Here is a 14,350-nt window from a genome sequence, read left to right as displayed (position 1 = left end):
TCAGCCCCCGAGCCCGTGCTCGATGGCGTAGCGCACCAGCTCCGCAGTGCTGTGCACGTTGAGTTTCTGCATCAGCCGCGCCTTGTGGGTGCTGATGGTCTTCGGCGAGAGGTGGAGTTGCCCGGCGATGTCACTGAGGCTGATGCCGCGGGCGATCAGCACCAGCACCTCGTACTCGCGGTTGGAGAGGCTCTCGTGCGGCAACTGGTCGCCGGCGAGCGAAGTCTCGAAAACCAGCTTCTCGGCCAGTTGCGGATCGATGTAACGCCCGCCTGCGGCGACCTTGCGTACCGCGGCAATCAGCACTTCCGGCTCGCTGTCCTTGGTCAGATAGCCCGCAGCGCCGGCTTTCAGCGCCCGCGCGGTGATCTGCGCCTCGCCGTGCATGCTCAGCACCAGCACCGGCAGGCGCGGATGGGCATCGCGGATGCGCTTGAGCAGCTCGACGCCATGCGGCCCCGGCATGCTCATGTCGGTGAGCACCACGTCGGCAGCACACTCGGCAAGCAGGGTGAGCAGCTCCCAGCCGTCGCGCGCCTCGCCGACAATGTCGAAATCGCCGGCAAAGGCGAGCACCTGGCGCACACCATGGCGGATGATGGACTGGTCGTCCGCGATGACTACCCGGATCACGCCTCGCCCTCCGCCGGCGCCAGCGGGATGCGCACCCGCAGCACCATTCCTTCCCCCGGCATGCTGCTGAAACGCGCCTCACCACCAAACGCCAGGGCGCGCTCGCGGATGCCCATCAGCCCGAAGGTCTTGCGCTCACGCACGGTGGCGGGGTCGAACCCGCGGCCATTGTCGCGGACCTCCAGCACCACGCTGCTCTCCTCGTCGACGGCGATGTTCACCTCGACGCGGGTCGCCTCGGCATGGCGGGCAATATTGGTCAGTGACTCCTGCAGAATGCGGAACACCACCGTCGCACGCACGTCGTCGAGCGCCAGTTCCTGGGCTGGCAGGCGCAGCTCGACGTCGATGCAGTGGCGCTCCCGGAACTCCCCTACCAGCCATTCCGCTGCCGACTCCAGGCCCAGGTCGAGGGCGGCGGGACGCAGGGTGGTGGCAACGCTGCGCACCACCTTGATGGTGCGGTCGATGAGGCGCTTCATCGCGCTGACCTTCTGCGCCAGCTGCGGATTGCCCTCGCCGAAGTGCAGCTGCAGCATCGCCGCATCGGTGCGCAGCGCGGTCAGGCACTGGCCGAGCTCGTCGTGGATCTCGCGGGCAATGTGGGTGCGCTCTTCCTCGCGCAGCTTCTCGTGGTGGGCCGCCAGCTCGCGCAGCTTCTGGCGCGAGCCCAGCAGCTCGACGGCGCGCGCCTTGCGCTCGGTGACATCCTCCACCGTCCCCGTAGCGCCGCACACCGCGCCGCTGCCATCGAACTCCAGCTCCGCGCGTTCATGCACCCAGCGCTCGCGTCCATCGACGAGGATGCGGTGCTCGACATCGTAAGGCGCACCGTCCAGCGAGGCCCGCCACGCCGCGGCGACCTGTTCGCGGTCGTCCGGATGTACACAGGCCATGAAGCGCTCATGGCTCATCGGCTCGCCCTGCGGCAGACCGAAGATGCGGTAGGTCTCCGGCGACCAGATGATGCGGCCGCTCGCCGCCGCGCTGTGCCAGCTGCCGACGCGCGCCACCGCCTGCGCGCGGTTGAGGGCACGCTCGGTGTGGGCAAGTTGCTGAATCAGCGGGCGCACATGGCGATTCACCACCACGCCGCCGGCCAGGGCAAGCAGCAGCACCCCGGCCATTGCCACCCACAGGGCGTTGCGCAACGGCGCCTGCAACTCGACGAGGTCGACCTTCAGCACCGCCCCGGCACCGCTTCCGCCCAGCGGCGCAAACGCAGCCACCACCTCACGCTGACGATAGTCGCGCACTTCGGCAATACCGCTCTCGCCGCTCAACGCCCGCCCCATCGGCGTGCGCTGCGACTTGCGCTCCTGGGCGACCATGCGCGGAAAAGACTGTCCGATCTGGCGGGTCGGGAAACAGTACTCCGGCCCCTCGCCGCCTCCCCGCCCGCACACCACCAGCTCACCACTGCGCCCCAGCGCGGCAGCCCGTTCGGCGAGCAGGTCGAATGGCTGGAAAGGCAGTTCGACCACCACCGTGCGGCCGTCGCCCACCGCCCGGCGCGCCTCCAGCCGCCAGCCGCCCCGGCGCATCAGGGTGAGGCCGCGTGCGCCTTCCAGTTCCAGCGCCAGGACGCCCTCGGGCAAGGACAGGGCCTGCTCCGGCGACTCGAGGCGAACCGTCGGACGCACCGCCGCGGCGCCATATTCGTCGACCACGTACCAATCCAGCGCCCCGGCCCTGACGCGCCGCAGCGCCTCGTCGGCCACTCCCTGCAGGCGCCCGATCTCGGACTCGGCAAGGAGGATGTGGGTGCGCAGCGCATCGGCGAGCGCGGCACGATAGCCGCTCAGGCCCACCGGTGCCATCACCCCGCCAATGCTCACCCCGCCGACCACCAGCATCGCCAGCAGGCCGAACACGCTGACTGCGAAGACGCTGCGATCGGGGCGCCCGGCGAAATACTCGCCCACCGCGCGGTCGGCGACAGCGACACGGAAGAGCACAAAGACCAGCCCCAGCAGCGTGCCGGAACTCAGCACGCCCACTGCGTCGCCCTGCCCCCAGGGCTCCACCAGCACCGGCACGCCGACCAGTTCGCCGGCAAAACCGATCAGCACCAGCACGAACAGCGCCGCGTAGAGGAACATCCAGTGCCGCACCGCGCGCCGGCCGGTCAGGTGTGCGAGCACGTACATGCAGGCCGCAGCCAGAAGCAGCAGCAGCGAGGCGAAGGCCGACATGCGTCCCGGCCAGTAATCGTTCAACCCGGGCTGGTGCAGGGTATCGACGAACAGCCTCCACGGCCCGTCGCCCGGTACCGCGGCGACAAGATGCTGGAGCAGCGGCAGCACCGCCAGCAAAGCGGCGGCAGTAAGCAGGGAATCCGCCAGCAGCGCACGTCCACGCTGCCGCACGGCGAGCGCCGCGGCCAGCGCGGCAAGGGCAAGCAGGGTATTGGCGCCACTATCCTGGGTGAAAGGCAGCCAGCGCAGCAAGGGCTGCGGCTGCAAGGCGGCCAGCAGCGCAACGCCCAGGCACAACAGGGCCAGTGCGCTGCTCAGCCGGAACGGCAGTTCCGGCCAGCGTCGCGGATCGAATTCGATCAGCGGCCGGCTGTGGCCAAAGAGGACGGACGCACCTTCGGACATCAGGACGCGCCAGCGCGGGATGGACTTTGCATAACCGGGCAGTACGTATGGATACGAGTCCCGGAAACTATACACACAAGGCCCCAGATTGAGGAGCCATGCGCCTTCGCGCGGATGGTGACGGCGTCCGCAGGCAGCGGGGAAGAAGGCGGAGTTCTGCTAGAATCCGCCGGCTCGAAAGCTGCGGAAAAGGGTGGCGCGCGCAAAGTGGCGGGCAGGCCAGCGCAGCAGCAAGGCTGCTGGTGCCGGGAGTGGGACTCGAACCCACACACCTTGCGGCGGCGGATTTTGAGTCCGCTGCGTCTACCGATTCCGCCATCCCGGCACGGGAAGCCAAGCATTATCCATGAACAGCCCCGAGAGCGGCAAGCACATGCCATTGACCCTGGAAGACTTCGACTACCACCTCCCTGCGGAACTGATCGCCCAGGCCCCCCTGCCCGAGCGCAGCGCCAGCCGGCTCCTGGAAGTGGGCAGCGGCGCCGATGTCGACCGCAGCTTCACCGACCTGCCCGCACTGCTGCGCGCCGGCGACCTGCTGGTGTTCAACGACACCCGCGTGATCCACGCCCGCCTGCATGGCGTCAAGGACAGCGGCGGCCAGGTCGAGGTACTGATCGAACGCGCCGTCGGCCCGCACGAGGCGCTTGCCCAGGTGCGCGCCAGCAAGAGCCCGCGCGCCGGCAGCCACCTGCACCTGGCCGATGCCATCGACGTGGAGGTGCTCGGCCGCGTCGGCGAGTTCTTCCACCTGCGCTTTCCCGCTGCCGAGGATCTGTTCGCACTTCTCGAACGCCACGGCAAGCTGCCGCTGCCGCCCTACATCCGCCGCGATGCCGGTGACGCCGACGAAGCGCGCTACCAGACCGTGTATGCGCGTGAACCGGGTTCGGTTGCCGCCCCCACCGCCGGCCTGCATTTCGACGACACCCTCCTCGCCCACCTCAAGGACGAGGGCGTGCAGCTCGCCTGGCTGACCCTGCACGTCGGCGCCGGCACCTTTCAGCCGGTGCGCGTGGACGACCTCGGCGAGCACCAGATGCACGCCGAGCGCTACGTCATCCCGGCCGAAACCGTGGCCGCCATCGCCGCAACGCGCGCAGCCGGCGGCCGCGTCATCGCGGTCGGCACCACCAGCATGCGGGCGCTGGAGGCGGCGGCCCAGGACGGCCCGCTGGCCGCCGGCGCTGGCGAGACCGAGATCTTCATCCTGCCCGGCTTCCGCTTCCAGGTCGTCGACGCGCTGATCACCAATTTCCACCTGCCCAAATCGACCCTGCTGATGCTGGTTTCGGCCTTCTCCGGGATGGCCACCATCCGCCGCGCCTACGCCCACGCGGTGGCACAACGCTACCGCTTCTTCAGCTATGGCGACGCCATGTTCCTGACCCGCAACCCGGACGCCGAACACGATGCAGTTTGAGCTTCTCGCCACCTCGGACGGGGCGCGCCGCGGCCGCCTCACCCTGAACCACGGCATCGTCGAAACCCCGGTATTCATGCCGGTGGGCACCTACGGCACGGTGAAGGCGATGACCCCCGACATGCTCGCCGGCATCGGCGCGCAGATCTGCCTGGGCAACACCTTCCACCTCTGGCTGCGCCCGGGCCTGGAGGTGGTGGCCGCGCACGGCGGGCTGCACCGTTTCATGGCCTGGGAGAAGCCCATCCTCACCGACTCGGGCGGTTTCCAGGTGTTCAGCCTCGGCGCGCTGCGCAAGATCAGCGAGGAAGGGGTGAAGTTCGCCAGCCCGATCGACGGCGCGCGGCTCTTCCTCACCCCGGAAATCTCCATGCAGATCCAGACCGTGCTGGATTCCGACGTGGTGATGATCTTCGACGAATGCACGCCCTACCCCGCCACCCGCGACGAAGCCGCCAAGTCCATGCGCCTGTCGCAGCGCTGGGCGCGGCGCTCGCGCGACGAGTTCGACCGCCTGCACAACGGCAACGCGCTGTTCGGCATCGTGCAGGGCGGCATGTACGAGGACCTGCGCGACGAATCGCTGGCCGCGCTGGAAGAGATCGGCTTTCACGGCTTCGCCATCGGCGGCCTCTCGGTGGGCGAACCCAAGGAAGACATGCAGCGCATCCTCGCCCATACCGCGCCGCGCCTGCCGGCCGGCAAGCCGCGCTACCTGATGGGCGTGGGCACGCCGGAGGACATCGTCGAGGGCGTCGCCAACGGCATCGACATGTTCGACTGCGTGATGCCCACGCGCAACGCGCGCAACGGCTGGCTGTTCACCCGCTACGGCGATCTGAAAATCAAGAACGCCATCCACAAGGCCGACACCCGCCCGCTGGACCCCAGCTGCGACTGCTACACCTGCCGCAACTTCAGCCGCGCCTATCTGCACCACCTGCATCGCACCGGCGAGATCCTCGGCAGCATGCTCAACACCGTGCACAACCTGCGCTACTACCAGACCCTGACCGCCGAACTGCGCGAGGCCATCGCCGCCGGGCGCTTCGCCGACTACGTGGCGCGTTTCCGCGCCGAGCGTGCCACCGGCACCGCCTGAACGCCCTCAGGCGGAGGCGCGCACGCAGCGATTGCGCCCGTTGCGCTTGGCCTCGTAAAGCGCTTGGTCGGCACGGGCGAGGTAGTCTTCGGCACGCGCAGCAGGCCCGGGAACACCGTCCGCAAAACCGATGCTGACGGTAAAGCGCAGTTCCCCCGCCGGCGAGGCCACCCGCAAGGCCTCGACCTTCACCCGCAGTGCTTCCAGCCAGGCCTGAGCATCCTCGCCGGCGGCAAGGGCGCAGAAGACCACGAACTCCTCCCCGCCGAATCGCGCCACATGGTCGCTCTCGCGGCGCAGGTGCGCCTGCAGGCAGGCGCCCAGCGCCACCAGACAGTCGTCGCCGATCTGGTGTCCGTGGTTGTCGTTGATGGCCTTGAAGTGATCGACATCGATCATCGCCACCATGAACACCAGCTCATGGCGCTGGCACCAGCGCATCGTGGCGCCGAAATGGCGGTCGAAGAACTTGCGGTTGCCTACCCCGGTGAGACTGTCGGTGAGGGCGACCCGCTCAAGCGCCGCATTGGCATCCTCAAGGCGCCGGTTGAGCGCACCGAGCTTGCGGTTCCACACGAACAGCAAGCCCAGTCCGAGCAGCGCACCGCCCCCCAACTGCCACAGCAGGGCGTAATCAACGCGCTGCTCGAGGCGGACCGCACGCCAGCGCGCCTCGATCTGCCGGCGCTCGTCGTCGCCGACGGCATCGACGAGTTTCTGCGCAATCGAGGCCAGCGCCGGCTCGTCGTTGCGCGTGGCGACGGAGAGCAAGACGTCTCCCGGAACGCGGGCAAGCACCTTGATGTCGGCCAGACCATGCTCCTGCAGCAGGTGGCTGACCGACATCAGGCTGCCGACATAGCCGTGAAGCTCGCCGCGCTGGACACGGCGCAAGCCCTCCAGCTCGTCATCGACCTCGACAATGCGCAGGCCGGGGTAGCGTGCGCGCAGCAGTTCGCCCGCGGCATGGCCACGCAGCACGCCGACCGGGCGGCCGTCGAGCTCATCGAGCCCGTCGACGAAAGGTGCCTCGACGCGCCCCAGCAGCACCATCGGCACACTGAAGTAAGGCCTGCTGAAGTTCAGGTAGGCAAGACGGTCGAGCGTCTCCATCGCCATCGGCAAGATGTCGCAACGCCTTGCCTGGGCGGCCTCCAGGGACTCCGTCCAGGTCGCCGTGCGCACGATCTCGAAGGCGATGCCGCTGCGCGCCTCGAACAGCGCGAGGAAATCGGCGCCGATGCCGGCATGGCGGCCATGGCGATCCAGCCCCTCGATGGGCATCCACGCCGGCGACACACACGCCCGCAAGCGCCCTCCGCGCTGCGCCAGATAGGCTTCTTCGGCAGCGCTGAAGGACAGCCTGCGCTGCATGACCTCCCCCCGCACGGCGCTCGCGCCGAGCCAGCGGTTCTCGATGGTGCGCTGCTCGGTCGGGCTGATCGCCGCCAGCGCATCGTCCATGATGCGGGCCAGCGGCTCCAGCGCGGGCCGCACGCCGAAGCGCAGATCCTCTCCCTCGACCCCCGGCATGCTGAACTCGCCCGCCACCCGCACGTCGGTCAGCCCCAGTTCGCGCACCCAGTGCATGCCGTTCGGCAGGGCGGCGAGGACGACGTCCACACTGCCCTCGGCAAGGGCGCCGAACATCGCCTGCTGCGAGGAGAAGCCCACCACCGAATCGCCGAACTGGCGCCGCACCGCGCCTTCGTAGAACACCTCGGAGCCCAGCGCGATGCGCAGCCCGCGCAGGTCCTCGGGCTGCTCGTAGAGCAACGTGGGGTCGCGGCTGAAGACGACGTTGGGGATGACGTGGTAGGGCCTGGTGTAACGGGTGAACTCGCGGCGCGCGGGGTGATCGGAGATGTTGGCGATGACATCGATCTCGCCACGCTGGAAGAGATCGAGCAGCACCGTCCAGCGATCGGCCACGGTCACCACCTGCATCCCGCTCAGATCGGCCACACGCTCCAGCACATCCACCGCCAGGCCCTGCACCTTGCCGCCATCGACGAAGCTGAAGGGAGCGTAATCACGCATCAGGCCGACGCGCACCGGACCGAGGCGGCGGATGTAGGCCGTCTGCTGCTCGCTGAGGCGGTAGGCCTGCGGTGCGCTGATCGCCTGCCCGCCGAACTCCTGCCAGCGCTCCAGCATCTCCGCCATGCGCTGCGGCGGAATGGCCGCCAGGCCGGCGGAGAGCGCTTCGAGCAAGGAGGCGTTGGCGGGCAGGACGGCGAGGCGGAAGTCCTCCACCTCGAGTCCGCCCATCGGAACGCTGCCGGCCACGCGCAGGTGACCGAAGCCGCCGCGACGGGCGTGGTAGCTGAGCGTCACCTCGGGACCGACGATGGCGTCCACCCAGCCGAAGGCCAGCGCCCGCACCAGGCTGGGCAGGCCGTCGTACTCGACGACGGCAATGCCGCGCGCACTCAGCTCGCTCTTGTAGTAGATGTCGCGCACCACCCCGACGCGATAGGGGCGCAGATCCTCCACCGCCCCCAGTGCCGGCAGGGGACGGTTGACGTCGTGCATGACCACCGTCTGGCGGTAGTGGTAGGGCTCGGTAAACCGCATCAGCGCGGCGCGCTCCTCGCGGAAGGAGATCTCGTCGATGACATCGATCTCGCCACGCAGGAAGGCCGGATAGATCTCCGGCCAGCTGCCGGCGCGGTAGCTGAAACGCAGTCCGGCGTGCGCCGCGACCTCTTCGAGCACGTCGATGGAGAAACCGCTCGGCGTCCCCCCATCGACCGAGGAGTACGGTTCGTTGTCGGCAATCACGCCAACAGTGAGCACCTTGCGCCCCTGCGCCGCGGACGCCCCCTCAGCCATCGCGAAGGCCTGGGCCGGCAGGACGGCCAGCAACCAGGCACACAGACAGGTCAATACTCGGCAGAAGACGGAGAAGCGGCGCATTGGCGAACCCGGTCGATGGGCAACGGCGCAAGCATAGCGCCATCCCGGCGCCGCCGTCGGCCTCTGCGCCAGGCCAGGGACACGGCGCGGAGCAGCCCTGTGACTTGCGTCACGGTCCAGGGCCGCGGACAGGCACCGGCACCCCGGACTCGTCCTTGACGTTCTCCATCACCACATAGGTGTGGGTCTGCTTGACGCAGGGCAGTTCGGAGATCTTCTCCCCCATCACCCGGCGGTATTCGTGGATGTCGCGGGTGCGCACCTTGAGCAGGTAGTCGAAGTCGCCGGCGATCATGTGGCAGGACTGGATCTCCGCGATGCGCATCACCGCCTCGTTGAAGCGCCGCAGGTCATGCGCGGTGGTACTGGTCAGCAGAACCTGGACGATGACGATGTGACCGGCGTCCATCGCCTCCGGATCGAGATCGGCGTGATAGCCACGGATCACCCCGGCCTTCTCCAGCCGGCGGATGCGCTCCGCGCACGGCGTCTTGGTAAGCCCGACCCGGCGCGACAGTTCGACCAGCGACAGCCGGGCGTTTGCCTGCAGTTCGGCGAGAATCCTCAGATCGATACGGTCCATTGCGGCGCAGCAGGCTTTCCGCCTGCGTTATGTATTCAGTACAGGAATTATGGCTGAATAAAATGAATTTTTGGCGCCATAAACTGTTGTTGTTCGCTCATATTTCAGCCACTTGAACTTCCGGTGACAGCCGACCTGCCGCCGCCCTCAGTGATGGAGCCCGAGTCGTGAACACGCCTGTGTCCTTCCCCGCCGCCGCCGCGCTGCCCGCCGCGCCACGCGCGCCTGCCCGCCTGCAGATCGACGCTGCGTGGCGCACCCCGGAACCCGAGTGCGTGCCACCGCTGGTCAGCGCGGCACGCGTCGACGCCGCCCTCCAGGCCCGCATCGGCAGCCTTGCCCACATGCTGGTCAGCGGGCTGCGCGCCAGGCGGGTGCGCTCCTCCGGCGTGGATGCGTTGATGAAGGAATTCTCGCTGTCCAGCCAGGAAGGCGTGGCGCTGATGTGCCTGGCCGAAGCGCTGCTGCGCGTGCCTGACCGTGCCACCGCCGACCGCCTGATCCGCGACAAGCTGGCCGGCGGCGACTGGCGCTCGCACATTGGCAACAGCCCCTCGCTGTTCGTCAATGCCGCCACCTGGGGCCTGCTGATCACCGGCCGTCTGGTGGCCACCCCCAGCGCAGAAGGTCTGGCCAGCGCGCTCACCCGCCTGCTCGCGCGCGGCGGCGAGCCGCTGATCCGCAAGGGCATGGACCTGGCGATGCGCATGCTGGGCGAGCAGTTCGTCACCGGGCGCACCATCGATGAGGCGCTCGACCGCGGCCGCAGCGCCGAGAAGCGCGGCTACCGCTACTCCTTCGACATGCTGGGCGAGGCGGCGATGACCGCGGCCGACGCCGAGCGCTACTACCGCTCCTACGTGGAGGCGATCCACGCCATCGGCAAGGGCTCGGCCGGGCGCGGCACGATCGACGGCAACGGCATCTCGGTCAAGCTCTCCGCCCTGCACCCGCGCTACGTGTGGGCGCAGCGCGAGCGCGTGATGGGCGAACTGCTGGCGCGCATGAAGGACCTTTGCCTGCTCGCCCGCCAGTACGACATCGGCCTCAACATCGACGCCGAGGAGGCCGACCGCCTGGACCTCTCGCTGGATCTGCTCGAAGCGCTTGCGCACGACCCGGCACTGGCCGGCTGGAACGGTCTGGGCTTCGTGGTGCAGGCCTACCAGAAGCGCGCGCCCTTCGTGCTCGACTGGATCATCGACCTCGCCCGCGCCAGTGGCCGCCGCATCATGGTGCGGCTGGTCAAGGGCGCCTACTGGGATGCCGAGATCAAGCGCGCGCAGATGGACGGCATGGCCGGCTACCCGGTGTTCACCCGCAAGGTGTACACCGACGTGTCGTATCTGGCCTGCGCCCGCAAGCTGCTCGGCGCACGCGACGCCATCTACCCGCAGTTCGCCACCCACAACGCCCACACCCTGGCGGCGGTATTCCACCTCGCGGGCGACGGCTATGCCCAGGGCGACTACGAGTTCCAGTGCCTGCACGGCATGGGCGAGCCGCTCTACGACCAGCTGGTCGGCAACCCCGAGCTGCGCCGCCTGGTGCGCATCTACGCCCCGGTCGGCAGCCACGAGACCCTGCTCGCCTACCTGGTCCGCCGCCTGCTGGAAAACGGCGCCAACTCGAGCTTCGTGAACCGCATCGTGGACGAGAACATCCCGGTCGAGGCGCTGATCGCCGACCCGGTGGCCGAGGCCGCGCCGCTCAACGGCGCCCCGCACCCGCGCATCCCGCTGCCGGCCGAGCTCTACGGCGCTGCGCGGGCCAACTCCGCGGGCGTCGACCTGGCCTCCGAAACCGTGCGCGCACGCATCGCCGCCGCGCTGGCCGCCAGCCGCAGCGTTCCCGCGCAAGCCGGGCCGATGCTGGCCGAGGCGGTGGCCGGCAGCGCCACCGCGCGCGCCGTACCCAACCCCGCCGACCATGACGACATCGTCGGCGAGGTCATCGAAGCCGGCACCGCCGAAGTCGAAGCCGCCCTTGCCGCAGCCAGCGCCGCCGCCCCCGCCTGGGCCGCCCGTCCGCCGGCCGAGCGCGCCGACTGCCTGGCGCGCGCCGCCGACCTGCTGGAGCGTGACGGCGACCAGCTGATGGCGCTGGCGGTGCGCGAGGCGGGCAAGACCTGGGCCAACGCGGTCGCCGAGCTGCGCGAGGCGGTGGACTTCTGCCGCTACTACGCCGCCCAGGCACGCGAATTCGACAACGGCACCCACCAGTCGCTGGGCCCGGTGGTGTGCATCAGCCCGTGGAACTTCCCACTCGCCATCTTCACCGGCCAGCTCGCCGCGGCACTGGCCGCCGGCAACCCGGTGATCGCCAAACCGGCCGAGCAGACCCCGCTGATCGCCGCCGCCGCGGTGCGCCTGTTCCATGAAGCCGGCGTGCCGGCCGGCGCGCTGCAGCTGCTGCCCGGGCGCGGTGAGACCGTCGGCGCCGCGCTGGTGGCCGACCCGCGCGTACGCGGGGTGATGTTCACCGGCTCCACCGAAGTGGCCGCGCTGATCAACCGCCAGCTCGCCGCACGCGGTGGCAACGTGCCGCTGATCGCCGAGACCGGCGGGCAGAACGCCATGATCGTGGATTCCACCGCGCTGCCCGAGCAGGTGGTGGCCGACGTGCTCGCGTCCAGCTTCGACTCCGCCGGCCAGCGCTGCTCGGCGCTGCGCGTGCTGTGCCTGCAGGAAGACGTGGCCGACGGCATGCTGGAGATGCTGCAGGGCGCCGCGCAGGAACTGAGCATCGGCAACCCGGCCGACGTGCGCCGCGACGTCGGCCCGGTGATCGACATGGACGCCCGCGACGGGCTGGAAGCCCACGTCGCCGCGATGCAGGTCGCCGGCTGCCGGGTCACCCGCCCGGCCCTGCCTGCCGACTGCGCCCGCGGCACCTATGTGGCGCCGACCATCATCGAGATCGACGACCTCGCCCGCCTCGGGCGCGAGCAGTTCGGTCCCATCCTGCATGTGCTGCGCTTCCGCGAGCGCGACCTGGAGCGCCTGGTGGACAGCATCAACGCCAGTGGCTACGGCCTGACCATGGGGGTGCATACCCGCATCGACGAGACCATCGCCCGCGTGGTGACGCGCGCACATGTCGGCAACCTGTACGTGAACCGCAACATGATCGGCGCAGTGGTCGGTGTGCAGCCCTTTGGCGGCGAAGGCCTGTCCGGCACCGGCCCCAAGGCCGGCGGCCCGCTCTACCTGCACCGCCTGCTGGCGCGCACGCCCGGCCCGGTGTTCGAGCGCCCCGCCGCAGAGTTGCCGGCGCTCGACGCCTTCGCCGAATGGCTGGAGCGCGACGGCCGCGCGCTGCTCGAGGGTGACGACATCGCCGTGCTGCGCGACCGCCTGGACGCCTACCGCACGCGCCGCATCGACGGCCTGCCGCTCACCCTGCCGGGGCCGACCGGCGAAGACAACAGCCTGCGCTTCGTCCCCCGCGGCCTGATCGCGGCCGTCGCCAACAGCGATGCCGGCCGGGTGCACCAGCTCCTTGCCGCGCTGGCCACCGGCAACCGCCTGCTGGTCGACGACAACGCCGCCACCCGCCGCCTCGCCGGCGCCCTGCCGGACGCCCTCGGCAGACACCTGGAAGTGCGCGCCGACTGGCAGACGCAGGATTTCGGTGCCCTCCTCTGCGACACCACCGATGACGAGGCCACGCACTGGCGCACGCAGATGGCCGCACGCCCCGGCCCCATCGTCGGCGTGCTGCATCCGCAGCCCGAGTACGACCCCGCGCGGCTGGTCCACGAGCGCACGCTGAGCATCAATACCGCGGCCGCCGGCGGCAACGCCAGCCTGATGGCGATGAGCGGCTGAGACCCCCGGGGATAGGGGCAACACGGATTGCATTATTGTTAATTTCGCTTACCTTTGCCGGGCGCGAATCTCGACCCGGAGGCGGCGCCGCCGACCTGAATCGGGATTCGTACCGTTACCACCAAGGAGACGCATCGATGATGAAGAAGACCCTGCTCGCCACCGCCTGCCTGGCACTTGGCGCCCTTTCCCAGCCTGCCCTGGCCGATCTGGCGGTGGCCATCGCCGGGCCGATGACCGGCCAGTACGCCTCGGCTGGCGACCAGATCCGCCGCGGCGCCGAGATGGCCATTGCCGACATCAATGCGCGTGGCGGCGTGCTCGGCGAGCGCCTCAGGCTCGAAGTCGGCGACGATGCCTGCGACCCCAAGCAGGCCGTGTCGGTCGCCAACACCATGGTCAATCGCAAGATCGTCTTCATGCACGGGCACTGGTGCTCCAGCTCCACCATCCCGGCCTCCGAGGTCTATAACGAGGTCGACATCCTGATGGCCACGGTGTCGACCAACCCGCAGGTCACCGAGCGCGGGCTCGACAACATCTTCCGCATCATGGGCCGCGACGACCAGCAGGGCATGGTCGCCGGGCAGTACATCGCCGAAACCTTCAAGGGCAGGAAGGTCGCCGTGGTCGATGACAAGAGCGCCTACGGCAAGGGCCTGGCCGACGAGATCGCCAAGGCGATGACTGCCGCCGGGATGAGCCCGACCCTGCGCGAGGCCATCACCGCCGGCGAGAAGGACTACTCCGGCCTGGTCACCAAGCTCAAGGCCGCCGGCGTGGAAGTGATCGCCTATGGCGGCTATCACACCGAGGTCGCGCTCATCCTGCGCCAGGCCCAGGCTGCCGGCCTGCAGCTCACCGTCATGGGCGGCGACACCCTGACCAACTCGGAACTGGTCACCGCCGCCGGCCCGGCCGCCGACAACGTGCTGTTCACCTTCTCCCCGGATCCGCGCAAGAATCCCGAAGCCGCCCCGGTGGTGGAGAAGTTCCGCGCCGCGAAGATCGAGCCGGAAGGTTACGTGCTCTACGCCTACGCCGCCTTCCAGCTCTTCGAGCAGGCCGCCAAGGCCGCCGGCAGCACCGACTATGACGCCCTCGAGCGCGCAATGCGCAACGGCAGCTTCAACACCGTCATCGGCACCCTGTCCTTTGACGCCAAGGGCGACCAGAAGGCGCCGGGCTTCGTCGTCTATCGCTGGCAGGGTGGCCAGTACGACTACGCAAGGTAACAACCCGCCGTCAGCGCGCCGT

General features: G+C 69.3%; 8 protein-coding genes and 1 tRNA gene. 4 read left to right on the top strand and 5 right to left on the bottom strand.

The window, feature by feature from the left end; translation table 11 throughout:
• The 3 genes from C8261_RS13280 to C8261_RS13270 all read right to left on the bottom strand — a co-directional run bounded on the left by C8261_RS13280 (window position 1) and on the right by C8261_RS13270 (window position 3,561).
• The gene (locus C8261_RS13280) at window positions 1-633 is read right to left on the bottom strand and encodes a response regulator (protein ID WP_107494204.1); all 633 of its coding nucleotides are present in this window, start codon (window positions 631-633) and stop codon (window positions 1-3) included.
• Entirely contained in the window at window positions 630-3,236 is a 2,607-nt protein-coding gene (locus C8261_RS13275) for a sensor histidine kinase (RefSeq protein WP_107494203.1), read from the bottom strand. Before C8261_RS13275 ends, C8261_RS13280 begins: the two co-directional genes overlap by 4 nt.
• Window positions 3,237-3,476: 240 nt before the next feature.
• A tRNA-Leu gene (locus C8261_RS13270) sits at window positions 3,477-3,561 on the bottom strand.
• Between the two features lie 48 nt (window positions 3,562-3,609).
• Between C8261_RS13270 and queA the strand changes: the two genes are divergently transcribed.
• Window positions 3,610-4,659: a tRNA preQ1(34) S-adenosylmethionine ribosyltransferase-isomerase QueA gene (gene queA / locus C8261_RS13265; protein WP_107494261.1), complete on the top strand. Its 1,050-nt coding sequence runs from the start codon at window positions 3,610-3,612 to the stop codon at window positions 4,657-4,659.
• Window positions 4,649-5,761 carry a tRNA guanosine(34) transglycosylase Tgt gene (tgt, locus tag C8261_RS13260; RefSeq protein WP_107494202.1) on the top strand — a complete coding sequence of 371 codons (1,113 nt, stop codon included), beginning with the start codon at window positions 4,649-4,651 and terminating at the stop codon, window positions 5,759-5,761. The genes queA and tgt overlap by 11 nt, the downstream gene beginning before the upstream one ends.
• A gap of 6 nt (window positions 5,762-5,767) precedes the next feature.
• Here tgt and C8261_RS13255 read toward each other — a convergent pair whose 3' ends face one another.
• Both C8261_RS13255 and C8261_RS13250 read right to left on the bottom strand, forming a co-directional pair.
• Complete coding sequence (locus tag C8261_RS13255; RefSeq protein ID WP_219905207.1) at window positions 5,768-8,680, bottom strand: transporter substrate-binding domain-containing diguanylate cyclase; 2,913 nt, start codon at window positions 8,678-8,680, stop codon at window positions 5,768-5,770.
• Between the two features lie 109 nt (window positions 8,681-8,789).
• Entirely contained in the window at window positions 8,790-9,263 is a 474-nt protein-coding gene (locus C8261_RS13250; RefSeq protein WP_107494201.1) for an Lrp/AsnC ligand binding domain-containing protein, read from the bottom strand.
• 167 nt (window positions 9,264-9,430) lie between these two features.
• Between C8261_RS13250 and putA the strand changes: the two genes are divergently transcribed.
• Window positions 9,431-13,093: a trifunctional transcriptional regulator/proline dehydrogenase/L-glutamate gamma-semialdehyde dehydrogenase gene (gene putA / locus C8261_RS13245; RefSeq protein ID WP_107494200.1), complete on the top strand. Its 3,663-nt coding sequence runs from the start codon at window positions 9,431-9,433 to the stop codon at window positions 13,091-13,093.
• Window positions 13,094-13,233: 140 nt separating this feature from the next.
• Window positions 13,234-14,328 carry a branched-chain amino acid ABC transporter substrate-binding protein gene (locus tag C8261_RS13240; protein WP_107494259.1) on the top strand — a complete coding sequence of 365 codons (1,095 nt, stop codon included), beginning with the start codon at window positions 13,234-13,236 and terminating at the stop codon, window positions 14,326-14,328.
• Window positions 14,329-14,350: the final 22 nt, after the last annotated feature.

It is taken from the genome of Pseudothauera lacus, assembly GCF_003034845.1.
Classification (GTDB): domain Bacteria; phylum Pseudomonadota; class Gammaproteobacteria; order Burkholderiales; family Rhodocyclaceae; genus Pseudothauera; species Pseudothauera lacus.
Note: the sequence above shows the minus strand (reverse complement) of the source record. Positions and strands in the feature narration are given on the sequence as shown.